The organism is Bradyrhizobium sp. 956_D2_N1_4 (assembly GCF_052076025.1).
GTDB lineage: Bacteria > Pseudomonadota > Alphaproteobacteria > Rhizobiales > Xanthobacteraceae > Bradyrhizobium > Bradyrhizobium barranii.
This window is the reverse complement of record NZ_CP197237.1, coordinates 93,215-118,879: the sequence shown is the minus strand read 5'-3', so window position 1 is coordinate 118,879 and position 25,665 is coordinate 93,215. Positions and strand designations below refer to the sequence as shown.

Below are 25,665 nucleotides of genomic sequence, written 5' to 3'. Positions count from 1 at the left end.
TCTTTCAGACAATGGCAAAGACGTCTCAAGCTGCGGGGCTTCACCGCGCCTCACTTCCGAAACTGCACGATCTCGATGCGGCGCTGGAGCTGATGTATTACGGCTGGCGCGGGATGACGCTGGAGGCCGATGAATATCTTGCGAAGCAGGGCCTGTCGCGTCCACACCACCGCATCCTCTACGTGGTGGCGCGCCGTCCCGATATCGCGATCGGCTCGCTGATCGAGATCCTCGGCATCTCCAAGCAAGCCCTGAACCGGCCGCTCAACCTGCTGCTGGAGCGCAAGCTCCTGACGTCGAAGCGGGCACCCGAGCAGCATCGCTCCAAGCTGCTGCGCCTGACGGAGGCCGGGCGACGCATCGAGCAAAAGGCATCGGATCACGAGCGCAAGGTCCTGCGCGAAGCGTTCGACCGTGCCGGGGCTTCGGGTGCGGCGGCATGGATGGCCGTCATGGGGGCGATCGCCGACAACAACTGACGATTCTTGAAGTCAACATAGTTGACATGAGGTGCGAGCTTTGCCACTTTCCCGGCAACGAGCCAGGGGAGGGCTCCGCCATGAGCGGACGGACAATGGATCGCGCAGCCGCCGAGCGCTTCGTCGCGGCATGGTGTGCGAGCTGGTGCCGGGTCGATATCGACGCGGTCGTCGCGCATTTCGCTGACGATGCGCAGATGCGCAGCCCTCTGGCACTATCACTGACCGGTTCTCCGGTCGTCACCGGCGCCGAGAACATCCGCGCTTATTGGCGCGAGGCTTATGGCCACATCGAAAGCGCCGACCTCAAGATCCTGAGCTGGAGCTGGGACGAGGCGATCGCGCGCGTGACGGTGTGGTGGCAGCTCGGCGACACGCGCGCCAGCGAGTTCATGGATTTCGACGATGCGGGCCGTGTGGTGCGCAGCGAAGCCTTCTACGGAAAATGATCATGCACCTTTCGGATTTCGTCCTGCTCCTCAACACACTCTGGTTCGGCGGCGCGTTCATCCAGTTCAGCGTCGCGCAGGGCAATACGCTGAAGATACTCCTGCCGCGCGAAGAGCGCAGCAATCCGATCGCGCCGACGCTGGCGGCCAGCGTGGCGTTCCTGGGCGGGATGAATCTGCCGATCGGGCTTTTGTCGTTCTACCTTCTGGCCGCTCGTCCGGCTTTCTTCCAGCCGATCGAGGCCCAGCTCGCGCTGTTCCTGTTCTTTGCCGCCTGCCACTTCAGCCAGTTCGCCTATAACCTTCCGGTCCTGATGCGCGGTGGGCGCGTCGGGGTGGCCTACTGGCCTGTGCTGAAAGGTCCGATGCTCAGGATCTTCGTCATCGACGCGGCTCTGTTCGTAGCCAATCTCGGCGTAGCGCTCCGGCTGGCGTTCTCTTCCTGATTTCAGCGCGGCGACGCCGACAGGGCGGACCGCAGCATCGCGGCAAGATCCTTCCGCCGGAACGGTTTTGTCAGGATGCGGGCGTCGCCGACCCCGTCGGGCGTCTTGACGGGATTTTGGGTGTAGCCCGAGGTGAAGAGCACCTTGAGCCCGGGCCGCAAGCTGGTCGCTTGCCTGGCAAGCTCCGGCCCGAACATGCCGCCGGGCATCACGACGTCGGTGAGCAGCAGGTCGATGTCGCCGGGGCGGCGCAACAGTTCGAGAGCCGCGGGACCGTTCGACGCCGCGATGACGCGATAGCCGAGGGTCTTCAGCTCGCTCTCGACATAGGCCCGAACCATGTCGTCGTCCTCGACGACAAGAATGGTCTCGCTTCCGTCGGGGGCGACGATCCGTTCCGCGGGTGACGGCTGCTCGTTCGGTGGCGTTGCAAGGCGGGGAAAGAACAGCCTGACGACGCTGCCTTGTCCCGGTTCGGACTGCATCTGCACAACGCCGCCGGATTGCCGCACAAAGCCGTAGACCATGCTCAGGCCGAGCCCGGTGCCCTTGCCGACCTCCTTGGTGGTGAAGAACGGCTCGAACGCCCGGCTCGCCACCTCGGCGGTCATGCCGCTGCCGGTGTCGGTCACGGCCACCATGACGTAGTCGCCCGGCCGCGGTTCGCCGTTGACGTCAAGGTCGGATTCACCGAGCGAGGTGTTGCGCGCCTCGATCGTCAGCTTGCCGCCGAGCGGCATGACGTCGCGCGCGTTGAGCACGAGATTGAGCAGCGCAGTTGTCAGCTCGCCGGGATCGACGCTGGTCAGCCACACATCCGGTTCGAGCGCGAAGGTGCATTCGATGTGCTCGCCCAGGGGCCGGCGCAACAGCTGCTCCATCTCGTGAATCTTCGCGGCGATGTCGATGTCTCGCGGCCTCAGGGGCTGCTTGCGCGCGAAGGCGAGCAGGCTCCGCGTCAGGTCGGAGCCGCGCTCGGCGGCGGTCGCGATGTCGTTGGCGATCCGGTGCAATTCCTCGTTGCCGGCCAGCCTGTCGGCAAGATGCTCGGAGTTGCCGAGAATGACGGTTAGAAGATTGTTGAAATCGTGCGCCACGCCGCCGGTAAGCTGGCCCATGGCTTCCATCTTCTGGGACTGGCTGAGCTTGTGGCTGAGGTCGGCGATGGCGGCGCGTTGCTGCTCGAGCGACTCGGCGGTGTCGTTGAGCAGGGTCATCAATCCGCCCAGTTCGCCGCCCGGGTGGGGAGGCGGAATTCGCGCGCTGAGATCTCCGAGCCCAAGTTTCTTCGCCATGGTGGCGAGACGTCCGACCTGGCGCCCGACGCTCACGGTTGCAAGGATCCAGACGGCCGCGAGCAGCAGCAGCGAGGCCACCGCGAGTATCGCCACATCCTCGTAGAGCCGGCGATTCGCCGCGGCGACCAGTCCGTCCTTGGACCGTCCGACCATGATGTAGAGGCCGGCATCGCGGGTCGAAGGCGAGCGCGCGGCGACAGCCCAGACATGCGTCCGGCCGTCGCGATCGGTCACCTCCTGATACGCCTTCCGGTCCGGCGTTGCAGCGAAGCGGAGCAGATCGGATCCCGCGACCGACGTGCCGACCGGCTCGGTCCATCCTCCGCGGGAGGGGGCGACCAGAACCGTTCCCTTGCTGTCGAGGAGCAGGATCTCCTTCTGGCCGAGCAGCCGCTTGTCGTGAAACTCCGCGAATTTGCGCAGGTTGAAGGATGCGAGCAGGATCAGCTTCAGGGCGCCCGTCTCCGATCGCACCGGATAGGCGATCTGGAGCACCGATAGGCCGGTCAGCCGGCCGAATACCGGCTCGAGCGCGATGCCGCGCGACGCCAGGGCCTGCTTGAAATAGGCGCGATCCCGGAGGTCGAGGGTGCGGTTGGTCCGCAGCGAATCGCAGAACAGGCTACCGTCGGGATCGATGGTCAATATCCCGGTGAACTGTGGGTATTCCTCGCGCACTTCCGACAGGAACGCCGAGCACGCCGCCTTGTCGCGCGTGTCGAGATCGCGTGCACGGGCGAGACCATAGTGAAGCTGGGCGGTGCCCTGGATCTTCTCGTCCAGGTCGCTCGCAATGTCGTCGGCTGTCGCGGTCAGATTGGCCAGGGCCGCGTTGATTTCGCTGCTGCGATTTTGCACGAAACGTAAGCCGACGAGGATGGCCGGCACCAGCATGGCCGCAATGACGAGTATCAGTAGCCGGGTACGCAAGCTCATCGGTCGGGCGGTCCAATTTGGTCGTCGCGCGTGCTGGTTCGAAGATGCAATCTGCGGCACCACCCTCCGCCCAGTCCATAGGCATCGCGCCGAAAAAGCCCTCGCGCGGAAAATTTCGGCCGCGCACATCACGGATGAGTCCCCGGAAGGTTCGCCCGCGAGGCTCTGTCGGGCTGGTGTCGGGCCTCCCGGGATACCGTCATCCCGCAATCAACGCGCGCGTGCGCGCAGGTCGCGAGGGCGCTAATATCGGGATCGCGCGCGACGGAGATCGTGCCGGTGACGAGGAGAGGAGCCGCATGTCGATCTCGGGCAAAGTCGATCCGGTGGTGCGTCCCGTGGCGGCGACCGACATCGCCGAGGCGCTGGTCGAGGGTTTGCGCGATTTCCAGGCGCTGCCGCTCTACGGACTCTGCTTCGGCGCGCTCTACGCAGGCGGCGGCATCGCCATCATGCTCTGCCTCACCGCCTTCGGCATGGTCTATCTCGTCTATCCCCTTGCGGCCGGCTTTGCGCTGATCGGGCCGTTCGTGGCGATCGGCCTCTACGAGGTCAGCCGCCGCCGCGAGCGCGGCGAGCCGGTCTCCTTCGGCGCGATCTGGTCGGCGATACGCGCGCGCAGCGAGATCGGCTGGATGGCCTTCGTCACGCTGTTCGTGTTCGTGATCTGGATGTACCAGGTGCGGCTGCTCATCGCGCTGCTGCTCGGCCTGCACGCCTCGTTCTCTAGCTTGCAGGAATTCATGACGGTGGTGCTGACCACGAATGAGGGCCTGCTGTTCCTCGTCATCGGCAACGCGGTCGGTGCCGCGCTGTCGCTGATCTTGTTCTCGCTGACGGTGGTGTCGTTTCCGCTGCTGCTCGACCGCGAGGTCGATTTCGTCACCGCCATGGTGACGAGCGTGCGTGCGGTGGTGACCAGCCCGCTGCCGATGATCTCGTGGGCCGCGGTGATCGTGATGCTGCTGATCGTCTCGGCGCTGCCGTACTTTCTCGGACTGGTCGTGACGCTGCCCGTGCTCGGGCATGCGACGTGGCATCTCTATCGGCGGCTGGTGGTACCGGTGCCGTAAGAGGGGAGCCGGATGCAACGGAAGCGAGCTATTCGCCCGTTGCCAGGCGGCGAGCGCCGGATGAAGTCAGCTCGAGTTCGCCGAGCCGCCTGATCGCATAACCCAAATTGGCCAGACGTTCGCCGTGCGCGTGCGGAATGTCGCCTTGACCCTTGCCGACCAGGGCCAAGGACGCAAATTCATCGGCGGTGAGCGCTGGGGTGCTGTCTGTCATCAGGCAACCTCGTCGGTCCATACCTTGAAATTGAGCAGGGTATTCGGACCGAAGGTCTGGACGATCGGGACGTCTGCGGCATCGCGCCCCTGCGCAATCAGCACGCGGCCGATCCGCGGCGTATTGTTGCGCGGATCGAACATGTGCCAGCTTCCACCGACGAAAGCCTCGAACCAGGCGGCGAAATCTCCAGCAGGCCACGGTTGTGGGGTGCCGATGTCGCTGAGGTAGCCGGTGCAGTAACGCGCCGGAATGTTCATGCTGCGGCAGAACGCGATGGCGAGATGGGCATAGTCACGGCACACGCCCTTGCCTTCGTCGTAGGCTTCCCGGGCTGTCTTGGTCGCGCGCGCGTGCTCATGGCCGAACGTGATGTGGCGATGAACAAAATCGCAGATGGCCTGGACCCGCGCCCAGCCCGGCGGCGTGTGTTCGAACAACTTCCATGCGATATCCGACAGGCGATCGGTCTCGCAATAGCGGCTGCCGAGCAGATAGACGAGCGTGTCGGCCGGCAGCGCTTCGACGGCGTGCTGAAACGCGTTCGGAAACACCGGGTCGGGCAGGCCGCTGTCGCGAACGACGCCATCGCCGGCAAGACGGAAGGCGCCGGCCGGCGCAACGATGCGGCTGCACCAATTGCCGAAGAGGTCGCGATAGGGATTGATCGCCACCGAAGGTCGGGTGGTCAGCAGGTCGGGCACGACGATATCTGAGGCGCGCGTGAAGTGCGTGCCCAGCACCATGATCATAGGCGTCGGCTGCGGGAACTCGTACAGCATCTCGAACCCGACGCGGAGCTTCATACGAACTTCTTTCTCTTGGCTAAGCTCCCAACATGGCTACGAAGCGATCGAACACAAGGCATTCACGGCCTTATTCGATCGAGAGCGGCATTTGGCGCTTCAAAAGCGCGGCGCGGGCGAGAAAACGATAGCTAATTGCGGCGATTGCGCGCACGGTGCGCCAATGTCGGAAAGAGCGGTCGTCTGTGCGCACACGCTGCGTCACGACGATCCGCGCGCGATTTGAAACGACTGATTCTTCGCACCGGCGGAGCCTTCTCATCGCGACGTCGTAACGGCGATCGTCGCGCCTATTGCCACTTCCCGCGGGCGAGCCGGACGCAGCAGGCGTGCCGCGGACGCCTGAAAGATTCCACCGCGGTTCGATACGAGATCGAACGCCAACCGAAAGCACATGATGCAAACTCTCTCCCCACGGCACGTCAAGACAGACGAAGCGCTCCGGCTCGGCGTGGAGTCAGGCTGGTACGCGATCAAGGTCAGCGGGACCTTCGTCTCGGGCCCGCACGACTCGGAAGGGGATTGCCGTCGCAAGATCGACGAGATTCAACCGCCGGTGAAGAAGAAGCGATAACAGCGCCGATTTCGGCCGCTACGGCGTCTTGATCCCCATCGCCTTCAACGCCGCCAGCATCTGCGCTGGCGGTGTCATTTTGATCTGCGGCGCCTTGCCGGTTTCCAGCAAACTCTTAAGTCCCGACAGGATCGCGGGCCAGCCGGTGCGGCCGCCGGAGAGGATGTCGTCGCCGAGCGCACGGTCGTGGCGTTCGCTCATGGTGAGGCGGACGGCCTCGCCGGCTTGCTCGATCTCGTAGGTGACGAGCGTGGTGCCGAGCTTTGCGACGAGGTCGGGCCAGTTGACGTTCCACGTCACCGTCAGCTTGTTCGGCGGATCGTATTCGAAGACTTCACCGGAGATGTGCTCGGAACCGTCGGGCGCGCGCACGATGAAACTGCCGCCGAGCCTCCGTTCCATCTCCACCGCAAAGCCGGAAAAGTACCTCCTGCTGAACTCGGCCGAGGTCAGCGCTTCCCACACCTTCTCCGGCGTGGAGACGATGTAGATGGTGTAGACCGTCAGCGGCTTGAACTGATCGAGGTTCATTTTGCGTCGAATCCCTTGTTGAGGGCTGCGCGTGGAATGCCGAGCAGCTTGCCGGTCTCGAGCAGGCTCTTGAGCTGGGACAGGATCGCCGGCCAGCCGTTGGAGACGGCGCCGAGATATTTGCCACCCTCGACGAAGCCGTCATGCAACACGGTCAAACGCACGAGCGAGCCGAACGGTTCGATCGTGAAGACGACGCGCGATATCGGCTCGCCGCGCAGCTCTTCGAACTTCTGGTGCTTGAAGCTGTAGGACAGGCGGCGCGGCGGATCGGCCTCCAGAATCTCGCCGGAATCGGTGACCTCGCCGTCGAGCGTGAGCGCGAAGGGTGAGCCGACCTTCCAGTCCGACCTGACCTCGGCGCCGAACCAGTATTGCCTGGTGAATTCGCTCGACGTCAGCGCCTCCCACAGTCTTTCCGGCGTGGTCTCGATATAGCTAACATAGACGAATTGGGGCTTACTCATCGCGCTTCTCCAACTGACGTTTCAACTCGCTGAGCGCGGCGAGCTTGCTGCGCTCGAATTTCCTGATCCAGCGTTCGCCGATCTGATGGATCGGCACCGGATTGAGGTAATGCAGCTTCTCGCGGCCATGCCTGACGGTCGTGACCAGGTTGGCCTCTTCGAGAATGACAAGGTGCTTGGTCACGGCCTGGCGCGTCATCGCGAGGCCCTCGCAGAGTTCGTTCAGCGTCTGGCCGTTCTTGGCGTGAAGCCTGTCCAGCAGCGACCGTCGTGACGCATCGGCGAGCGCTTTGAAGACCTCATCCATGGCGGCGATAATAGGCAACCAAATGGTTGCATGTCAAGATGGTGTCTTTGGCGCCCGGAAATGGCTGTGCTAGCCTCGAAGCTCAGCCAACGCAGATTGGTTCCGGGAGAGCTTTGATGTTCCGTTGCGTCCCACTCGTTGCAGGCCTTGTCCTTTTCGCCTGCAGCACCACGGCCCAGGCACAACAGAAGCAGACCATCGGCGCGCCGCCGGAAGCGTCCAATATGAAGCTGGTCGGCACCAACGACCTGCAGGCGCGCAGCGCGTACCAGCCGACCATCCATCATCAGGGCGATCGCTGGATCGCCTATATCGGCCATCACGGCGGCACCGACGACGTGCCCGCGCCGGTCAACCCGATGACGGGGCAGGCCGAACCGAACGGAACGTCCATCGTCGACGTCACCGATCCCGCGCGTCCAAAATATCTGCGGCATCTGCCGGGCCAGGAAGGCAAGTACGAATCCGGCGGCGCGCAGATGGTACGGGTTTGCGACGGCAAGTCGCTGCCGAAGGGCGATCCCAATGCGGTCTACATGCTCCGCACCTTCGGCAGCGAGGCGCATGAGATCTGGAACGTCGCCGATCCCGCCAATCCCGTGCTCGTTACCCGCATCGGCGGGCTGAAGGACACCCACAAGAGCTGGTGGGAGTGCGACACCGGCATAGCCTTTCTCGTCTCCGGCGCGCCGGACTGGCGCACGCGGCGCATGACGCAGGTCTACGACCTCAGCGATCCCGCGCATCCGCAGAAAATCCGCGACTTTGGCCTGCCCGGCCAGGAGCCCGGCTCGACCGGCGCCGTGCCGACCGAATTGCACGGGCCGATCTCGACCGGACCCGACGGCAATCGCGTGTTCTTCGGCTACGGGACCAACAAGGGCGGCATTTTGCAGATCGTCGATCGCGACAAGTTGCTGAACGGGCCGAAGGAGCCGATGCCGGACAATCTGCGCTATCCCGAGATTTCGCGCATGCCGATGTCCGCCTTCAACGGCGCGCATACGACGTTCCCGATGCTCGACATGCCCGTCGCCGAATTCGCCGAGGACAAGGACGGCAAGACCCGCGACATCGTCATGATCGTCGACGAGGCGATCTTGAACGAATGCGGCGAGGCGCGGCAGATGGTGTGGTTCGCCGACGTCACCACCGAGACGCGGCCGATGATGATCTCGAGCTACACCGTGCCGGAGGCGGGCGGACAGTTCTGCCAACGCGGCGGCCGCTTCGGCTCGCACTCCTCGAACGAGAGCATGGCGCCGGTCTATTACAAGAAGATGGCCTTCATCGCCTTCTTCAATGCGGGCGTGCGCGCGCTCGACATCCGCGATCCCTATCATCCGAAGGAGGTCGGCTATTTCATCCCCGCGATCACGCCGGCCACCGACAAGCGCTGCATTCCCGTCGAGGGCGGCGAGCGTTGCAAGGTCGCGATCCAGACCAACAATGTCGAGACGGACGATCGCGGCTACATCTACATCGTCGACCGCGCCAACACCGGTCTGCATATCCTCGAACTGACCGGACCGGCGCGCGCGGCCGCCGGCCTGCCGAGGAACTGACGATGCGGCGCGGGGCGGCGATTGCGGCCGTGGCCATCGCGCTCGGTGCATCCGGCGTCGGGGCCTATCGGCTTGCGCCGGCGCCGGCGGCGGAATCGGCGGGCTGGCGCGAAATCGCATGGCCGTTCCCGCGCGACGGCTGGCCCGCCGGCCGCGCGTTCCGCTGCGACGGTGTCTGCGCGGGCACCCTGCTCTACGTGCGCGCCAAGCGCGGCTTCTGCAATTGCGACCGCGGCGTCGCCGACGATGATGAGGTCGATCGCGTTGCCGACATCGATCTGATCACCCCGCGCTTTGCCGCCGTCGCGCCGGGTGAGGAAGTGGGACTTGGCGAGATGCGTGGTCGTGCCAGGCGCTATGATCTCGATATGGCCGACGGCGTCCGTCATGCCGCGATCGGCATCGCCGTCTCGCGCCGCTGCGATCTCTTCGTCGCTGCGGCCCAGGGGCGTGGCGAAGCAGGCGCCGTGCAGCGCGCAGCGCTGGCGTTCCTGGAGACGCCGGAGATGAAGCTATGGGCGACCGCGGCGCTGGACGGACAGTGAGTGTCATGCATTAATGCGCCAAACCGCTCTCAGCGAGTCCTCCCCATGATGTCCATGCAAGCCTATTTCGCCTTCGTCGCCGCCTGCATTGCGCTGGCCTTGCTGCCGGGGCCGATCGTCACCCTCGTCGTCGCCAACGGCCTGCGTCACGGCACGCGCGCGGCGTTGACCAATGTCGCGGGCGCGCAGGCCGGGCTTGCCATCGTCATCGGCATCGTCGCGGTCGGCCTGACCTCGCTGATGGCGACCATGGGTTACTGGTTCGACTGGGTGCGCTTTGCCGGCGCCGCCTATCTGATCTGGCTCGGCATCAAGCTGATCTGGGCGCCGGTCGAAGGCCTCAATGTCGACGAGCCGCCGGCGCCGCCGCGCGGCGGGTTCTTCCTGCAAGGCTTCCTTGTGCTGCTGTCGAACCCGAAAGTGCTGATCTTCTTCGGCGCCTTCATTCCGCAGTTCATGGACATGAACCGCGATCACTTCCCGCAAGTCGCGCTGCTGGGCGCCACGTTCATGGTCACCGCGGCGATGACGGATGCGCTCTACGCTCTCGCCGCGGGGCGCGCGCGAAAATTCTTTTCGGCCCGCCGGACGCGGCTGATGTCGCGCATCTCCGGCGGCTTCATGATCGGCGGCGGTATCTGGCTGGCGCTGACACGGGCAAAATAACCTCCCTCGTACCGGTTCGCGCTTGAACCCTTCGCGGCGGCGATGCGTCCAATCGGGCATTGCCGCTGACGAAGGAATTTGGCCGTGCCCGATCTGCCCTGGTTCGTCTATGCGATGCTGTTCGCACCGCTCGGGCTGTTACTGGTCGCCGCCGTCGTGAAGACCTGGCAGGCGCGCGAGGCGCGAAGCTGGCCGCAGGCATCGGGCAAGGTCGTCCGCTCGGTCGCCGAGGTGCGCGAGGTCAGGGTGTCCGACAGCGACCGCGAGGAAGGCTATCGGCTCGAGAGCCGCAATTTTGCGAACGTGACTTACGAATATCCGGTCGGCAGCCGCAAGCTGAGCTGTAACCGCATCTCGATCGGCGAGGACCTCGGCAATTTCGAGGTCGCCGAGAAGCTCGCAAAATATCCCGCCGGCAGTGTCGTCACCGTCTATTACAATCCGCGCCATCCCGATCAGGCCGTGCTCGAGCGCGACCTGCCCAAGGGGCTGTGGGGCTGCCTCGGCATCGGCACGGCGATCGCGTTTGGCATCGTGTTCGGCTCGGCGTTCGGTCTCAACCAGACTTATGCCTACCTTGCGCACCACATCGGGCGGCCCGATCTCGCCGGCCTCGTCGTCGGCTTCGGCGCGTTCGGCTTCGTCATCGCGCTGATGGGTTATGGAGTGCGGCGGCAGGCGTTGAAGGCGGCGCGCTGGCCGGTGGTGCCGGGCACGATCAAGCTGTCGGGGATCGAGCAATATCACGAGGCCAGCGAGCCGGGCGAGCGCCGCGGCACCGAGATGTTCGGCAAGCGCGTGACCTACACCTATCGCTATCAGAATATCAGCTACACCAATGAATGCGCGCGCGTCTCGGCCGGGACGCAGTCCGGGTCCGACGAGATGTTGAAGAAGCTGATGTCGCGCTACAAGCACGGCGCGACCGTCGAGGTGCGCGTCAATCCCGACAACCCGGCCGAGGCAACGCTCGATACAAGCGGCCCCGTCCGCATCGCCTGGCTGCTGTGGGGGATCGCTGCGATTTTCGCTGCGCTCGCGGTGTTCGTCGCGACGCGGGGCGGATGAGCCTGAGACAGTTGCTCAGCAGCTTCGTCGTACTCCGCTGCGTTCCCTCCCCCGCAAGGGGGGAGGGAACGCAGCGTGCCCTACACCAACAGCTCCGCCTTCAACTCCAGCTCGATCTCCGCAAAAATCCTCGCCAGCCGCTCCGCCCATTGCTGCTGGCCGGACTGATCCGCGATCAGATCCTGGCGGATCTCGATGCCGGTGTTGACGAGACCGCGGGCTTCGCCGTGGACGGGGATGGTGTAGTCGCTGAGGTCGCTCACCGCATAGGGCTCGTTGTCGCCGACGACGAGATCGCCTTCAGCGCGCAAATGCTTCAGCAGCAGCTGCGGCAGCACGGTGTCGCGGTTATACAGCGCGGCGATGTGCCAGGGCCGGGCGACGCCGGCATAAACCGGCGTGAAGCTGTGCAGCGACACCAGCACCGCCGGCCGCGTGTCGTGCAGGCGGCGGTCGATCGCGGCATCGATGCGGCGGTGATAGGGCTCGAAGATCTCGCGCCGCCGCGCCGCGCGCTCGCCCTCTGAGATGCCCTCGTTGCGCGGGATCGCGGTCGCCTCGGATATCACGGGAATCGAGCTTGCTACGCCGGGCGAGCGGTTGCAGTCGATCACCAGCCGCGAATAGCGCTGCGCGATCAGATGCGCATCGAGCATTTTTGCCAGCCGCTCGGCGACGCCGGCAATGCCGATGTCCCAGGCGATGTGCCGCGTCAGCTCGCTTTCCGCGACGCCGAGGTCGCCGAGCGCGCGCGGCAGAATCCGTCCGTAATGATCCGAGGTGAGCAGGAAAGGCGATGCCCCATCCGCATTGACCTCATGCACCGGCGGAATGTCCCCCGCGCCGAGCAGTTGATCGGTCGCGTCGGCCGTGTTCAAGTCCATCCTGATTGCCTATGGAAAAAGCAGGTACCGTCCAAATTGGGCAGCAATCGCTTGCAGGTCGGTCCACCCAAAATCATCATGATCGCCAGACGATGCCGTTGCCGGCGATTCATCACAAGACCAAATCTCGCTTGCCCCCGGGACTTCGCTCGGACGTGGAAATGTGCGGCTGTCGTTTCGCTCGATTGACGGCTATAGACACCCCATGACCTCCGATCGTCTTTTCGTCTACGGCACCCTGATGCGCGGCTTCGACCATCCGATGGCGCGGCTGCTTGCAGGGCATGCGGACTTTTTGGGTGACGCGACGTGTCGCGGGCGGCTCGTTCTCGTGAAGCATTATCCCGGATTGCTGCTGTCGAACGCGGCCTCCGATGTCGTCCATGGTGAGCTTTTTCAATTGCGCGTGCCCGATGAGCTCCTGCGCGAGCTCGACATGTACGAGGCCTGCGGCGAGGGCTTTCCGGAGCCGACCGAATATCTGCGCAAGCTGATCGACGTGACGCTGCCTGATGGCACCACGGAGAAGGCCTGGACTTACGTCTACAATTGGCCCGTCACCGATCTGCCGCGCATCGAGTCCGGGCGCTTTCTCGAGCACTAGGCGCGGATGCGGACTTCACCTCTCCCGCGCAAGCGGAGCGAGGGATCGCACCTTCATCGTGGCCGGCGTTCGATCACTAAGCCGACAGCACTTCCTTCACCAGGCGCACGTCGATCTCGTGCTCGACGTAGCTCCACTCCTCGGTCTGCCTCAGCATCGCCACCAGCTCCTCGAACAGCGAGGCATCGGGGGGCGCGAACTCGAACCATGTCAGGAAGTCGAAGGGACCGCCGAGATCGCGGCTGTGATAGAGCTGCCGCGCGATGGCGGGCAGGAAACGAAGAGTGCTGGCGATGTGGTGCGACTTGTCCTCGAAGATCTTGCGGCGCTCTTCCTGCGTCAGCTCCCACCACGCCTCCGATTTGCGGATCGGAATCAGCGCCGCGGAAGTGGCCTCTAACCGGCCGAGCTCGGCCTGCACCGCGGTGAGCTGCTGCTTCTCGGCGCGCTCAGTGTAGCGCGTCGTGCTCGCAACGCCGACCAGCCGCCACGCATTGCGAGAGGGCACCAGGGGCAATGAAATCGCCTCGCTGTCGGTCACCGACAGCGCCGGCACGAAGGGCAGGGGCTCGCCCACCACGGGTGAAATCGAGGTCACACGCCAGCCCCCGCTGTGGCCGCCGCGAAACATCCTGAACATGGCCTATGGAAGCGCGGAACCGGTCCGGGTTCAAGTCTTTCCGCGGTCATTCCGGGCTCGATGCTTCGCATCGCCCCGGAATGACGCCTGTGCATAGGTCGAATAACCCGGATAAGCCGGACAAACCTGACTTTTGGGCAGGCCGCGCCTATATCCGTAACCCTTCGCCCGACTTACGTTGATTCGCGCCAGACCCAGAGCCCATGCGCTTCACGCCCCAGTTCCTCGACGAGCTTCGTGCCCGGCTTTCGGTCTCCGAAGTCGTGGGCAAGCGCGTGAAGCTGAAGAAGGCCGGGCGGGAATGGAAGGGGCTGTCGCCGTTCCAGCAGGAGAAGACGCCCTCCTTCTACGTCAACGACCAGAAGGGATTTTACCACGACTTCTCCTCCGGCAAGCACGGCGACATCATCACCTTCGTGATGGAGACCGACGGCCTCCCGTTCGCGGAGGCCGTGGAGCGGCTCGCCAACATGGCGGGGCTGGCGCTGCCGGCGGTAACGCCGGATGCGGCGCGGCACGAGCAGCGGCGCCGCACGCTGCATGACGTGATGGAGCTCGCTGCAAAATTCTTCGCCGAGACGCTCGCCTCGCGCGCCGGCGCCAAGGCGCGCGGCTATCTCGCTGACCGTGCGATCTCGCCGGCGACGCAAGTGCAGTTCCGCCTCGGCTATGCGCCGCCGCCACCCGAGCGCTTCGCGCTGAAGGAGCATCTCGGCAAGCTCGGCGTCTCCGTCGAGGACATGATCGAGACCGGCCTGCTCGTAGCCGGCAACGACATTCCCGTGCCCTACGATCGCTTCCGCGATCGCGTGATGTTCCCGATCACGGATCTGCGTGGCCGCGTCATCGCCTTCGGCGGGCGCGCGCTGGAAAAGGACGTTCCGGCAAAATATCTAAATTCGCCGGAGACGCCGCTCTTCCACAAGGGCGACAATCTCTACAATCACCAGACCGCGCGCAAAGCCACCCACGATGGCAGCGCGCTGATCGTGGTCGAAGGCTATGTCGACGTCATCGCCATGGTGACGGCAGGCTTTGTAGGTGCCGTGGCGCCACTCGGCACCGCGCTGACCGAAAACCAGCTCGCGCTGCTCTGGAAGATGGCGGACGAGCCGATCCTCTGCTTCGACGGCGATCGCGCCGGACAGAAGGCGGCTTACCGTGCCGCCGACCTCGCCTTGCCGTTTCTTGCGCCGGGCAAGAGCCTGCGTTTTGCGCTGCTGCCGGAAGGTCAGGATCCCGACGATCTCGCCCGCTCGGGCGGCCGCGGTGCGATCGAGGATGTGATCGCGGCGGCGAAGCCGCTCGCCGAGATGATTTGGTCGCGCGAGCTCGAAGGCGGCAACTTTGCCACGCCCGAACGCCGCGCCGCGCTCGAGGCGCGCGTCAAGGAGCTGTCCAACGGCATCCGCGACGAGGTGGTGCGGCGCTATTATCGCGACGATTTTGCCGAGCGGCTTCGGCGTACCTTCGCGCCTGAAGGCGGCCGCGGCGGATTTGCCGGCCGGGGCAATTTTCAGGGCAATTCCGGCCGCTCCTTCCAGCCGCGCAACGGGGGGCAGGCGAATCGATTCGGGGGGCAGGGATTCGGCAGCCAAGGGCGGCGTGGGGGCCCCGGTCCCGCCTTTATTCCCTCCGGCCCCTACCAGGCGGCGAGCCCCCAGCTGGCGGCCAGCCCGATCATGAAGGGCCAGCGCAGCGCCATATCCCGGCGCGAAGCCCTGATTCTGCAAATCCTGATCAACCACCCCTGGCTGCTGCACGACCACCTTGAGGAGGTCGCCGCCCTGGAGCTGGCCCATCCCGAGGCCCATAAGCTCCGGGCCGGCATCATCGCCGCCTTTGCCAACGACCACCACCACTCGCCGGACCCCGGCGAGCTGGCCGAGAAGATGCGAGCCGACATCGAGAAGGGTGGATTTTCACAGCTTCTTCAAAGGGTTGAGAACGGTATCACGACCGCGGCGGTGTGGGGTGCCCGCGAGGGCGCCGCCCGGGACGACGTTCTCTCCACCTGGCACCAGCTCGTTGCCTTGCATCGGCAATACCATTCACTACTTAGAGAACTGAAGGACGCCGAGCTGGCCTTGGGGGAGGACCCCAGCGAGGCCAATTTGGCGTGGCTGCGTGACGTCAAGGCTCGGATAGGAGAAGTCGACGGTACCGAGGCCCTGATCGAGGGTTTTGGCGAGCTGTCGGGCCGGTTCCAGAAGAGCGTGTGATGAAAGAATCATGCGGACGGCCGGGACCGGAACCGCTAAAAGACTCGCCAAATCCAAGGTTTGGCGGCAAAAACAGGGTTAATCGAGGCTTAACGGTCTTGTAGCACTTTGGCCACCAGGCGGCCGCAGGCAGAACAGACGCGTCAGGAATAAATCCGCGCAATCGCTGTTGGCACTACACCTGCATCCGCTGCGACAAAGAGGCTCACGAAGCGTTAGGCAAATCCGGCGAGAGAGAAGGTCGGGGTGGCGAGAGATATCCGCGCCGCCCTTTCCGTGTCGCGATCTGACGAAGCGAGAGCGTCGAACAACAGGTTCAAGTGAATTCAGGCGGGCGGGCCGTTCGGCCTTCTGCATGAAGCGCGTTTAGGAGCAATGGATGGCCACCAAGGCAAAGACGCTGCAGGCGAAGGACAAAGAGAAAGACGACAAGGCAGCGGACGCGCCGGAGAAGGACTCCCAGGACGCGCCGTCGCCGTTGCTCGATCTGTCCGACGCGGCCGTGAAGAAGATGATTAAGCAGGCCAAGAAGCGCGGCTTCGTGACCTTCGATCAGCTCAACGAAGTTTTGCCGTCCGACCAGACCTCCCCCGAGCAGATCGAGGACATCATGTCCATGCTCTCGGACATGGGCATCAACGTCACCGAAGCCGACGATAGCGACGGCGAGGAGGACAAGGACGAGGGCGGCGAGGACGAGACCGACAACGAGCTCGTCGAGGTCACCCAGAAGGCCGTCACCGAGGTCAAGAAGAGCGAGCCGGGCGAGCGCACCGACGACCCCGTGCGCATGTATCTGCGCGAGATGGGCACGGTCGAGCTCCTGTCCCGCGAAGGCGAAATCGCGATTGCGAAGCGCATCGAGGCCGGCCGCGAGGCCATGATCGCAGGCCTCTGCGAAAGCCCGCTGACCTTCCAGGCCATCATCATCTGGCGCGACGAGCTCAACGAAGGCAAGATCTTCCTTCGCGACATCATCGATCTCGAAGCGACCTATGCCGGGCCCGACGCCAAGGGCGGCATGAACACCGCGATGATCGGCGGTCCGACCGGCGAGAACGGCGAAGCGTCCGCCGAAGGCGGCGAAGCCGTTGTCGTGAACGGAGCTGCGCCGGCGCATGTCGCGCCGCCCGCCGCGCCGCCGTCGCCGACCCCGTTCCGCGCCGCGCCTGCGCCCGGCAATGCCGGCGAAGGCGAGAAGGATCCGGGCGAAGCCGCCGCCGAAGCCGACATGGACGAGGACGACGAGTTCGAGAACCAGATGTCGCTCGCGGCCATCGAGGCCGAGCTCAAGCCGAAGGTCGTCGAGATCTTCGACAAGATCGCCGACAGCTACAAGAAGCTGCGCAAGCTTCAGGAGCAGGACATCCAGAACCAGCTCGAGAGCACCTCGCACGGGCCCTCGCTGTCGCCGCACCAGGAACGCAAATACCGCAAGCTGAAGGACGAGATCATCGTCGAGGTGAAGTCGCTGCGCCTGAACCAGGCGCGTATCGACTCACTGGTCGAGCAGCTCTACGACATCAACAAGCGCCTCGTGTCGCACGAGGGCCGCCTGATGCGCCTTGCCGACAGCCATGGCGTCGCGCGTGAGGACTTCCTGCGCAACTACACCGGCTCGGAGCTCGACCCGCGCTGGCTCAACCGCGTCTCGAAGCTCTCAGCCAAGGGCTGGAAGAACTTCGTCCATATCGAGAAGGACCGGATCAAGGACCTCCGTCACGAGGTGCACCAGCTCGCCGCGCTCACCGGCCTCGAGATCGTCGAGTTCCGCAAGATCGTGCACTCCGTGCAGAAGGGCGAGCGCGAGGCCCGCCAGGCCAAGAAGGAGATGGTGGAAGCCAACCTCCGTCTCGTGATCTCGATCGCCAAGAAGTATACCAACCGCGGCCTGCAGTTCCTCGACCTGATCCAGGAAGGCAACATCGGCCTGATGAAGGCGGTCGACAAGTTCGAGTATCGCCGCGGCTACAAGTTCTCGACCTACGCCACGTGGTGGATCCGGCAGGCGATCACCCGCTCGATTGCCGACCAGGCGCGCACCATCCGCATCCCCGTGCACATGATCGAGACGATCAACAAGATCGTGCGTACCTCGCGCCAGATGCTCAACGAGATCGGCCGCGAGCCGACCCCGGAAGAGCTCGCCGAGAAGCTCGGCATGCCCTTGGAGAAGGTCCGCAAGGTCCTCAAGATCGCCAAGGAGCCGCTGTCGCTGGAGACGCCGGTCGGTGACGAAGAGGATTCACATCTCGGCGATTTCATCGAGGACAAGAACGCGATCCTGCCGATCGACGCCGCAATCCAGTCGAACCTGCGCGAGACCACGACGCGTGTCCTGGCGTCGCTGACGCCGCGCGAAGAGCGCGTGCTGCGCATGCGCTTCGGCATCGGCATGAACACCGACCACACGCTGGAAGAAGTCGGCCAGCAGTTCTCGGTGACCCGCGAACGTATCCGTCAGATCGAAGCGAAGGCGCTGCGCAAGCTGAAGCATCCGTCGCGGTCAAGGAAGCTGCGGTCGTTCCTGGATAACTAATTCGGATCGTCGTGCCCGGGCCTGATCCGGGCATTCATCCAAACGCAAACGGCGGGCCGAAAGCCCGCCGTTTTCTATTTGTACTGACGCTTCGCAAGTCGGGCGGAGCCTACTTCTTCTTCGCGCCGACCCGGTCGAGGGTCTTGATTGCCAGCGGCGGGCGGCCGGACTTTTCAGCGATCTCGCGGTCCTGCTCCATGATGAAGCCGCGCGCGGGCTCGTCGCCGTCCAGGCCTCCGAGCAGCTCCGCAGGCACGCGCCGGTTGGAGCGTTGGGAGCCGTCTTCGTAGAAGACGTTGAAAAAGGCAAACTCGCCCTTGGGATTGGTTCCAGGTTTTTTGGCCATGGCGGGCTTGTCGTCGATCAGGACGCTATAGTCAAATGACTTTGGCCGGTTTTCCGGTGGTCACACGGACCTGTCGCGGCGGTATCGGCTGCGCAATCGATCGATGAAGTCCGTTTGCGGGATGTTCGGATGCATCCGGCGCTTCGTAAAATCCGATGCGACCCCTCGCTCAATAAACGGCGGGCCGCAAAGCCCGCCGTTTATTTTTGGTCTTCAGCGTCGCCCGGGGCTGGCGGGGCGACAACCTAGACTAGAAGACTATAACTTGCGCCATAACGTGGCAAGGCAAATCGTTGACGCTGTGATGTCGCATCGAGCGCGTCAGATATGCGCCGGTCGCGACATCTGGTTTCGATGCACATCAAAGCAATTGTTTGGATGGCCAAATCACTTTGTTCATATTTCCCGCTCTCGCAACGCAACGAGAGGTGCGTGCTTTGTAAAAAAGCGCGTTCGCCTGCACGTCTTCCGTCCGCGTGCACAGGTTGTGTTCCATTGTGCGAACGAGTTCCATGTCCACGGTTGCACATCTCACTGCGTACACGTGACGAGTTCCGCTACGACGAACCACTTCTCCACCGACAACGCCATTCAAGAGATACTCAGCGTGCAGGTGGGAAGATGAGTGAGGCCGTCACGGTGCTACCAGCTCCACGCGCCGGTTGAGCGCGCGGCCGGCGTCCGTAGCGTTGGAACCGACTGGTGCCAGCAATCCGACGCCGGCGGTGCGCAGCCGCGTCTGCGCGATCCGAAAGCTTTTCACGAGTTCGGCTGCGACCGCTTCGGCGCGGCGCTTCGAGAGATCGAGATTGTATTCGTAAGCGCCCTGGCCGTCGGTGTGGCCGACGATGAAGACGTTGAGCTGCGGCTGACTCGTCAGCAGCTTTGCGATCTGCTCCAGCGTCGGGCGGCTCTCCGGCTTCAGAACCGCCTTGTCGGTATCGAAATAGATGCCGTAGAGCGCGATGTGGCCGGTCTCGCCAAGGCCCTTCGCCATCGCGGCAGCATCGACCATCTTGTTCGCGATGGCGCCGAGCTCGGCGACCGTGACCTGCGCGGTGATGTCCTGGTTGTTCTGGCTGACGATGACGCTGGCATAGGTCTCGCGTCCGCCCTCGCTCTTGCGGCCAGAAAAATAGCGGTAGTTGAAACCGTCGACCCACATCTGCGGGACCGGCAGCGTGTCGATGCTTTCCGTGAAGGGAATGGCGCCGCAGGCGTCGGTGTCGCAGGCGAGTAAGGTCTCGAAGCCCGCTTTCGCAAGCTGCGTCTCGAAATTGCGCGACACTTCCAGGATCGAGGGGCCGGGATTGGTGCGATAGGCGATGCGGAAGATTCGGCCTTCGAGCCGCCGCGCATCGGCCGGCTGGCCGTCCCTAAAGGCGGCCGCCTGCATCCGTGCGGCGTCAAAATCCTTCGTCACGTAGCCGGTGATGACGCTGCCGGTGAAGCGGCCGATGCCGGGATAGTCGCGGCTGCCTGCGACATCGCGGGTCTGCGCGGCGGCGGCGGTGGCGGTGAAGGAGAGCAGGGCGAGGACAGCGAGCATCCGGTGCGGAATGGGCATGGTCATCTCGATCGGTTGGGGACGGGGCGAGCGCAATTCATTTGTCGCTCCCAAGATGCGATCGGTTCTGGTGAGGATCTGCCGCTTTGACGCGAATCCGGTTCCCGGGCATGATCCACATCCGCTGCGCACATTTTTAGGAGTTTCTCGCATGTCGAGATACTCCCTGGCTACCGCTTTCGTCGTCTGGCTGCCGGTTGGATCGGCAAACGCGACGGGGCGAGAGTGAATTTCGCGGTACAGCCTTCGGACGCATCTGGGACAGCAAGATTGCGCCGCGCCAAGCTGAGGTCGACTCTTGCGGACTAGCGCGGCACTTCGAGATAAGCGCAAGCGGCTGCAATCACCTTACGGCCAGCGTGAAGCAAGCTTCGATCTCGCTAAGTATACTTTCAGTTTCTCGAGCCGATCTTGGAAAAGCGTTTGCCTCGTGGGCGAACCGGTTTCGCGCGACGCGGACGTTTTGTCCAAAACGGCGAGCATTGGCTGCATTCAAATACCCAGGTTGTCCATACGGGATGCTCTCGAGTTGCCGGAAGATTGGGCCCAGCGAATGACCAGGCGAAATTCCGTGACTTCGGACAACTTCCTTAAGGGCAGTTTCAAGTGATCTGATCGCGTGCAGTAATTGCAAGAGGTTCTTGCGTTTTTCCGGATTGATGCGCGCGACTGCGGCAAGCTCCTGCAGTTCTTGGTCGACATGATTGAAGATGTTTGAACCAATTCGGGTGCGAGCACTCTTTGCGATTGCGCGCAAGGTATTTACTCTGCGAAGTGAACTCATGACCTTCGTCCTTGGCGCATTCGTTTCGCAAACCGAGGAAGTTCGCTGCGAAGCTCGGCAAGCACAAAAGCCCATCCGCCAAACGCGGCAGAAAGAATCAGCTTTTCTGAATCTCGAGGTCTGGCCGGCCAATCTTCAATCACCGCTATTCCTAATGGTTCTCTCGCGGCGAATGGAATCCCGCCGTCCAATGAAAAATAGTAATTGGCTTGTTCATACACGAGATCGTTCACCGTCGATGAGTCAACGTCGGCATCCGATAATTCTGACAAGTCGACCTGCTGCTCCGTCGAGGCGGAATTTCTATCTATCTGCGGTCGTCGCTTGCTGTGTCTTATCGCAGATCTGATCGGGCGCCTAAGTTCTGAGACTTTTTCGTCAAATGCCGCGCTGAATGGTCGGTTTGTCAGTCGACTACTCAGTCGCATCACAGCCATTGCATTTGCGAAACGTATCTGGGCGTCGCCAGAAATGTCTGGCGGGACATCCTTATGATGGCCAAAAGCAGTCACGTCCGTAATCATTTCGGAAATTCCTGCCCGATTGTTCCATTCCAGAATATTTGCAAAATCGTTCGCGAAAGAGTTGGCAATCGAGTAGTCCTTTTCTTCAGCTACTAGTATGCAGCGAACATAAGGAGGTAAAGCCAGACGACTAAGTATAAAGCGCGCTTTGAGTAGACCTTGGTTTGTTCGCTCCGCGGCTAGAGGCATAAAGACGGCAGTCGTCGCTCTCTCTCCCGCAACAAGGAGATCCGGGCCACGAAGTAACAGAGGATGGTCGGGATTGGGTACAACTAGGAATTCATTTGGTAGCTCCCGACGCAACAACTGGGTGAGCGTCTTTCTCCGATAATAAATGTTGGCCATGCCGGTCCGCGCGGAGTTCTTGTGTTCAACCAAAAATAGAATCTAAGCAATGCTCCACTGGTCTGACAACCGATTTCTGCTATCAACTGCCGACGCCTTCTGAGATTCTCGTGGAAAGATGTGGCTTTGACGATCCTATTTCCTGCAGGATTAAGGCTCGCGCGAAAATTTGAAAGGACACTTAGGGCATGTGGCGGTTTGGGCTAATCTGTCTGTTTGGGTCTGTCCTCTGTCTGGCCGGCGGATCGGCGCAGGCCGCGCGCTGCGGCGGCGACTTCAACAGCTTCGTCGCCAGCATGAGCTCGGAAGCGCAAGGAGCCGGCGTCTCGGCGAGCGTGACCAGCGCGGCCTTCAGCGGCATCGCCCAGGACGGCGCCGTGCTCGCCTTCGACCGGCGCCAGCGCTACACCTTCAACAAGAGCTTCGAGCAGTATGTCTCGACCCGCGTCGGCCCCGGCCGCATCAATGGCGGCAAGGCACTGTTGCAGCGTCACGCGGCGCTGCTCTCGCGCATCGAGCGGCAGTTCGGCGTGCCCCGCTATATCCTGGTCGCGATCTGGGGGCTGGAGAGCGATTTCGGCAAAGGCGACATCGGCAAGCTGCCGGTGATCCGCACGCTCGCCACGCTCGCGCATGATTGCCGCCGCACCGAGCTGTTCCAGGGCGAGCTGCTCGCCGCGCTCAAGATCGTGCAGCGCGGCGACCTGCCGCTGCGCGACCTCATTGGCGCCTATGCCGGCGAGATCGGCCAGACCCAGTTCCTGCCGTCGTCCTACATCAAATACGGCGTCGATTTCGACGGCGACGGCCACGTCGACCTGCGCCACAGCGTGCCCGACGTACTCGCCTCGACCGCGAACCTGCTTCACACCAGCGGCTTCAAGATGGGCCAGCCCTACGGCGAAGGCACCGCCAATTTCGAGGCGATGCGGGAGTGGAACAGGGCGGTGATCTACCGCAAGACGATCGGCTATTTTGCGGACCGGCTGGCGGGGCAGTGACCACATACTCGGTGTCATCGCCCGCCTTGTGCGCACTTGCGCACTGGGGCGGGCGATCCAGTATTCCAGAGGAGGCGCGGCTAGAACCGAGAAGCCGCGGCGTACTGGATGCCCCGGTCAAGCCGGGGCATGACAGCGGTGGTGTGGCGACAGCGGAGCACGCAGCGGCGATGCCGTCGCGTCACGCCTACTTCGCCGTCCCCTTCGCCATCTTCTCCAGCTTGCGCTGCAACGGCGCCCAATAGGTGCCCGGGCGGAAGCGCTGCAAAATGTCCATGAAGCGGGCGTCGTTGCCGATCAGGATGCGGGGCTGGTTGTTCTCGATGCCCTTGATGATGCGCAGCGCGGCGTCTTTCGGCGTGGTCTTTGCCGCGTTCTCGAACCGCTCGATCGATTGCGCGCGGCGCGCATTGTCGGTGACGCCGACCCCGGTGCGCGAATTGCGCGCGATGGCAGTGGCGACGCCACCGGGATGCACCACCGACAGTTTTACGGGGCTGCCCGCGACCGCAAGCTCGTGCCGCACGCTCTCGGAAAAGCCGCGCACCGCGAACTTGGCGGCGGCATAGGCCGACTGTCCCGGCGGCGCGATGATGCCGAAGATCGAGGAGACGTTGACGATGTGCGCCTCTGCCAGCGTCTTCAGATGCGGCAGGAAAGCGCGCGTGCCGTGCACCACGCCCCAGAAATTGATGTCGAACAGCCACTCCATCTGCGCCTGGTCGATCTCCTCGAACGTCCCCATCAGCGCCACGCCGGCATTGTTGATGACGATGCCGAGCGCGGGATGTGCCGCGATCGCATCACGCGCGAACTCTGCGATGTCGCCGGGCTCGCTGACGTCGACGCGATGCACGCTGACCTTGCGTGCGGCACCGATCTCGGCGGCGAGCGTCTTCAATCCGGCCTCGTCGCGATCGGCGAGCGCGAGATCGCAGCCGCGATTGCCGAGCTCGATTGCCAGCGCGCGCCCGATGCCGCTCGCCGCTCCCGTGATTGCGGCGGCACCGCGAATGGCAGTCATGATGTCCCCCCGTCAAGCCGGTCGTGTGGAACTATGATCTACATTTTTCATGATGGAACTGAACCACCGGCGAACTGGCTCCTTAACATAGGTTACGCAAGCAAGCACTGGAGCGGCCCCATGGGACAGGCAGAACCATTTCGCGCGACGGCGCTGATCGTCGAAGACGACGTCATGCAACGGGAGATGCTCAGTCTTCTGCTGGAGGAGAGCGGCTACCAGGTCATCCAGTGCGATAGCGCCGAGGCTGCCCAACGGGTGCTCGACAGAAGCGCCGGCGCGCTCTGTCTGATGCTGACGGACGTTCAGCTTGCGGGGCACATGACCGGGGTCGAGCTCGCGCACGTCGCCAAGGACCGCAATCCAAAGCTCGACATCGTCGTCACCTCCGGCCGCCCCTTGGCGCAGCCCTTGCCCGATGGCGCGAAATTCTGGGCCAAGCCATGGGCGCCGCTCGACGTGCTCCGCGAAGCCGAGCTCGCGCAGCCGTCCTGATGGTCGATGCGGGGGCTCGCTTTCTTGCCGTGAGGCACGGTGATAGGGTCTGCCCATGACCTTTTCCTTCCTGCTCACCTCGCTCATCGTCGTCGCCTCGCCCGGCACCGGCGTGCTTTACACCCTGGCTGCGGCGCTGACACGCGGCTCGCGCGCGAGCGTCGCTGCCGCCTTCGGCTGCACGCTCGGGATCGTGCCGCACATGATAGCTGCGATGCTCGGGCTTGCCGCGGTGCTGCATACCAGCGCGCTTGCCTTTGCCGCGCTGAAATGGGGCGGCGTCGCCTATCTGCTCTACATGTCCTGGCAGGCGCTGCGTGAGACCGGGGCGCTGGCGGTCGATGGCGAGATCAGGGAGCGGTCGAGCCGCCGCGTCATCGTCACTGGCTTCCTGATCAACATCCTCAATCCGAAACTGTCGATCTTCTTCCTGGCCTTCCTGCCGCAGTTCATCGCGGTGGACGAAGCCCATGTGCTGGCGCGGATGCTGGAATTGAGCGGCGCCTTCATGGCGATGACCTTTGCGGTGTTCGTCCTCTACGGCCTCTGTGCGGCGTCGGTACGCGAGCGCGTCATCTCCCGCCCACGTGTCATGGCCTGGCTGCGCCGCAGCTTCGCCACCGGCTTCGCCGCGCTCGGCGCCAAGCTTGCGTTTGCGGAGCGGTAGGCTTCGCCTTCACCTCTCCCCGCTTGCGGGGAGACGCCGCAGCTGAGTGCGGCCAATAAAAAAAGCGGGCCTTGCGCCCGCCATCTCCAAACTCTCTCGACCTTTTACCCGACGCCCGGGCGGAGCGAGGCTCCACCCGGGCAAAGAACATGCTGGCTACTTCTTCTTCGCGGCCTTCTTGGCCTTTTTCTTCGTCGCCTTCTTCGCCTTCTTCGCTTTCTTAGCCATAGTATCCTCTCAAGGGTTCATGGTTAAACGCGACACGAGGGATGCTCGGCGGAGGGCCAGCCTCGCAACATCCTCGACCACAAACTCAGCAGATTCGCGGGCGGCTGCCCCGTGCTGTCACATCTGTGTCATTACGTTATCCACAGCTCAGATGCATTTTCGGGTGATTTTTGCCCGCGAATCCGCATCGCAATGCGCATCGGCGTGGCCGCGCAGGGAGGCCGCGACATGCCTAACGATCCGATAATCGCGGCGCACTGTTCATGAATCCAAAACCAAGGGCGAGCTTTCGCAGATCGCAGTGAGGTTCCGTTAAGTGCAATCCGCGCATTCTTCCCCGCAAGAACGCGGGGAAGGGTCATGGACGAACG

28 protein-coding genes are annotated in these 25,665 nt (G+C 63.5%); 15 read left to right on the top strand and 13 right to left on the bottom strand.

The annotated features are described in order from the left end of the window. The first annotated feature begins 11 nt into the window (after positions 1-11). From AB7535_RS00560 to AB7535_RS00550, 3 genes are all read left to right on the top strand, one after another. Positions 12-479: a MarR family winged helix-turn-helix transcriptional regulator gene (locus AB7535_RS00560; RefSeq protein ID WP_028159428.1), complete on the top strand. Its 468-nt coding sequence runs from the start codon at positions 12-14 to the stop codon at positions 477-479. A gap of 80 nt (positions 480-559) precedes the next feature. Beyond that, entirely contained in the window at positions 560-928 is a 369-nt protein-coding gene (locus tag AB7535_RS00555) for a YybH family protein (RefSeq protein WP_085400432.1), read from the top strand. 2 nt (positions 929-930) lie between these two features. Beyond that, positions 931-1,374, top strand: coding sequence for a hypothetical protein (locus AB7535_RS00550; RefSeq protein WP_028159430.1), 444 nt, complete (start codon positions 931-933; stop codon positions 1,372-1,374). Between the two features lie 2 nt (positions 1,375-1,376). Here the strand turns inward: AB7535_RS00550 and AB7535_RS00545 are convergent, their stop codons facing one another. Next, a complete protein-coding gene (locus tag AB7535_RS00545) occupies positions 1,377-3,608 on the bottom strand; it encodes an ATP-binding protein (protein WP_085400434.1) in 2,232 nt (743 codons plus the stop codon). A gap of 299 nt (positions 3,609-3,907) precedes the next feature. Between AB7535_RS00545 and AB7535_RS00540 the strand changes: the two genes are divergently transcribed. Continuing rightward, complete coding sequence (locus AB7535_RS00540; protein ID WP_085400435.1) at positions 3,908-4,681, top strand: DUF2189 domain-containing protein; 774 nt, start codon at positions 3,908-3,910, stop codon at positions 4,679-4,681. Positions 4,682-4,709: 28 nt separating this feature from the next. On the opposite strand, the gene AB7535_RS00535 is transcribed toward AB7535_RS00540, so the two are convergent. Both AB7535_RS00535 and AB7535_RS00530 read right to left on the bottom strand, forming a co-directional pair. Beyond that, positions 4,710-4,895 (bottom strand): hypothetical protein, encoded by a 186-nt coding sequence (locus AB7535_RS00535; RefSeq protein ID WP_085400437.1) that lies wholly within the window; start codon positions 4,893-4,895, stop codon positions 4,710-4,712. Further along, positions 4,895-5,701, bottom strand: coding sequence for a transglutaminase-like domain-containing protein (locus tag AB7535_RS00530; protein WP_085400438.1), 807 nt, complete (start codon positions 5,699-5,701; stop codon positions 4,895-4,897). Before AB7535_RS00530 ends, AB7535_RS00535 begins: the two co-directional genes overlap by 1 nt. Positions 5,702-6,095: 394 nt before the next feature. On the opposite strand from AB7535_RS00530, the gene AB7535_RS00525 reads away from it, so the two are divergent. Then, positions 6,096-6,275 carry a hypothetical protein gene (locus AB7535_RS00525; protein ID WP_063985493.1) on the top strand — a complete coding sequence of 60 codons (180 nt, stop codon included), beginning with the start codon at positions 6,096-6,098 and terminating at the stop codon, positions 6,273-6,275. An 18-nt stretch (positions 6,276-6,293) separates the two neighbouring features. On the opposite strand, the gene AB7535_RS00520 is transcribed toward AB7535_RS00525, so the two are convergent. Genes AB7535_RS00520 through AB7535_RS00510 form a run of 3 tightly spaced genes read right to left on the bottom strand, consistent with a single transcriptional unit; the run spans position 6,294 to position 7,580 of the window. Beyond that, the gene (locus tag AB7535_RS00520) at positions 6,294-6,806 is read right to left on the bottom strand and encodes an SRPBCC family protein (RefSeq protein WP_085400442.1); all 513 of its coding nucleotides are present in this window, start codon (positions 6,804-6,806) and stop codon (positions 6,294-6,296) included. Next, on the bottom strand, positions 6,803-7,273 hold the full coding sequence (locus AB7535_RS00515) for an SRPBCC family protein (RefSeq protein WP_085400444.1): 471 nt from the start codon (positions 7,271-7,273) through the stop codon (positions 6,803-6,805). The genes AB7535_RS00520 and AB7535_RS00515 overlap by 4 nt, the downstream gene beginning before the upstream one ends. Further along, on the bottom strand, positions 7,266-7,580 hold the full coding sequence (locus tag AB7535_RS00510; protein WP_439037207.1) for an ArsR/SmtB family transcription factor: 315 nt from the start codon (positions 7,578-7,580) through the stop codon (positions 7,266-7,268). The genes AB7535_RS00515 and AB7535_RS00510 overlap by 8 nt, the downstream gene beginning before the upstream one ends. Before the next feature lie 116 nt (positions 7,581-7,696). Here AB7535_RS00510 and AB7535_RS00505 point away from each other — a divergent pair, with 116 nt between their 5' ends. From AB7535_RS00505 to AB7535_RS00490, 4 genes are all read left to right on the top strand, one after another. Continuing rightward, the gene (locus tag AB7535_RS00505) at positions 7,697-9,145 is read left to right on the top strand and encodes an LVIVD repeat-containing protein (protein ID WP_085400447.1); all 1,449 of its coding nucleotides are present in this window, start codon (positions 7,697-7,699) and stop codon (positions 9,143-9,145) included. A gap of 2 nt (positions 9,146-9,147) precedes the next feature. After that, complete coding sequence (locus AB7535_RS00500) at positions 9,148-9,690, top strand: hypothetical protein (protein ID WP_085400449.1); 543 nt, start codon at positions 9,148-9,150, stop codon at positions 9,688-9,690. Between the two features lie 45 nt (positions 9,691-9,735). Then, entirely contained in the window at positions 9,736-10,356 is a 621-nt protein-coding gene (locus AB7535_RS00495) for a LysE family translocator (RefSeq protein WP_081369126.1), read from the top strand. 84 nt (positions 10,357-10,440) lie between these two features. Continuing rightward, positions 10,441-11,424, top strand: a complete 984-nt coding sequence (locus AB7535_RS00490) for a DUF3592 domain-containing protein (RefSeq protein WP_085400488.1) — start codon at positions 10,441-10,443, stop codon at positions 11,422-11,424. A gap of 80 nt (positions 11,425-11,504) precedes the next feature. On the opposite strand, the gene AB7535_RS00485 is transcribed toward AB7535_RS00490, so the two are convergent. Then, positions 11,505-12,308: an N-formylglutamate amidohydrolase gene (locus tag AB7535_RS00485; protein ID WP_135215187.1), complete on the bottom strand. Its 804-nt coding sequence runs from the start codon at positions 12,306-12,308 to the stop codon at positions 11,505-11,507. A 205-nt stretch (positions 12,309-12,513) separates the two neighbouring features. Between AB7535_RS00485 and AB7535_RS00480 the strand changes: the two genes are divergently transcribed. After that, on the top strand, positions 12,514-12,912 hold the full coding sequence (locus tag AB7535_RS00480) for a gamma-glutamylcyclotransferase family protein (protein ID WP_028150696.1): 399 nt from the start codon (positions 12,514-12,516) through the stop codon (positions 12,910-12,912). 76 nt (positions 12,913-12,988) lie between these two features. Here the strand turns inward: AB7535_RS00480 and AB7535_RS00475 are convergent, their stop codons facing one another. Then, positions 12,989-13,552, bottom strand: a complete 564-nt coding sequence (locus AB7535_RS00475) for a chlorite dismutase family protein (RefSeq protein WP_085400452.1) — start codon at positions 13,550-13,552, stop codon at positions 12,989-12,991. 203 nt (positions 13,553-13,755) lie between these two features. On the opposite strand from AB7535_RS00475, the gene dnaG reads away from it, so the two are divergent. After that, the gene (gene dnaG, locus AB7535_RS00470; protein ID WP_085400453.1) at positions 13,756-15,774 is read left to right on the top strand and encodes a DNA primase; all 2,019 of its coding nucleotides are present in this window, start codon (positions 13,756-13,758) and stop codon (positions 15,772-15,774) included. Between the two features lie 379 nt (positions 15,775-16,153). Next, positions 16,154-18,313 carry an RNA polymerase sigma factor RpoD gene (gene rpoD, locus AB7535_RS00465; RefSeq protein ID WP_038942760.1) on the top strand — a complete coding sequence of 720 codons (2,160 nt, stop codon included), beginning with the start codon at positions 16,154-16,156 and terminating at the stop codon, positions 18,311-18,313. Positions 18,314-18,422: 109 nt separating this feature from the next. Here the strand turns inward: rpoD and AB7535_RS00460 are convergent, their stop codons facing one another. The 4 genes from AB7535_RS00460 to AB7535_RS00445 form a co-directional block, all read right to left on the bottom strand. Then, positions 18,423-18,659 (bottom strand): hypothetical protein, encoded by a 237-nt coding sequence (locus AB7535_RS00460; protein WP_028150700.1) that lies wholly within the window; start codon positions 18,657-18,659, stop codon positions 18,423-18,425. Positions 18,660-19,293: 634 nt separating this feature from the next. After that, complete coding sequence (locus AB7535_RS00455) at positions 19,294-20,226, bottom strand: OmpA family protein (protein ID WP_434057393.1); 933 nt, start codon at positions 20,224-20,226, stop codon at positions 19,294-19,296. Positions 20,227-20,569: 343 nt separating this feature from the next. Further along, positions 20,570-21,010, bottom strand: a complete 441-nt coding sequence (locus AB7535_RS00450; RefSeq protein ID WP_135215188.1) for a hypothetical protein — start codon at positions 21,008-21,010, stop codon at positions 20,570-20,572. Then, entirely contained in the window at positions 21,007-21,879 is an 873-nt protein-coding gene (locus AB7535_RS00445; RefSeq protein ID WP_144030688.1) for a hypothetical protein, read from the bottom strand. The genes AB7535_RS00450 and AB7535_RS00445 overlap by 4 nt, the downstream gene beginning before the upstream one ends. A gap of 188 nt (positions 21,880-22,067) precedes the next feature. Here AB7535_RS00445 and AB7535_RS00440 point away from each other — a divergent pair, with 188 nt between their 5' ends. Continuing rightward, positions 22,068-22,880 (top strand): lytic murein transglycosylase, encoded by an 813-nt coding sequence (locus AB7535_RS00440; RefSeq protein ID WP_085400458.1) that lies wholly within the window; start codon positions 22,068-22,070, stop codon positions 22,878-22,880. 187 nt (positions 22,881-23,067) lie between these two features. Here AB7535_RS00440 and AB7535_RS00435 read toward each other — a convergent pair whose 3' ends face one another. Then, entirely contained in the window at positions 23,068-23,904 is an 837-nt protein-coding gene (locus AB7535_RS00435; RefSeq protein WP_085400459.1) for an SDR family NAD(P)-dependent oxidoreductase, read from the bottom strand. 120 nt (positions 23,905-24,024) lie between these two features. Here AB7535_RS00435 and AB7535_RS00430 point away from each other — a divergent pair, with 120 nt between their 5' ends. Both AB7535_RS00430 and AB7535_RS00425 read left to right on the top strand, forming a co-directional pair. Further along, positions 24,025-24,399, top strand: a complete 375-nt coding sequence (locus AB7535_RS00430) for a response regulator (protein WP_085400461.1) — start codon at positions 24,025-24,027, stop codon at positions 24,397-24,399. Positions 24,400-24,454: 55 nt separating this feature from the next. Continuing rightward, a complete protein-coding gene (locus tag AB7535_RS00425) occupies positions 24,455-25,066 on the top strand; it encodes a LysE family translocator (protein ID WP_085400463.1) in 612 nt (203 codons plus the stop codon). The last annotated feature ends 599 nt before the right edge of the window (positions 25,067-25,665 follow it).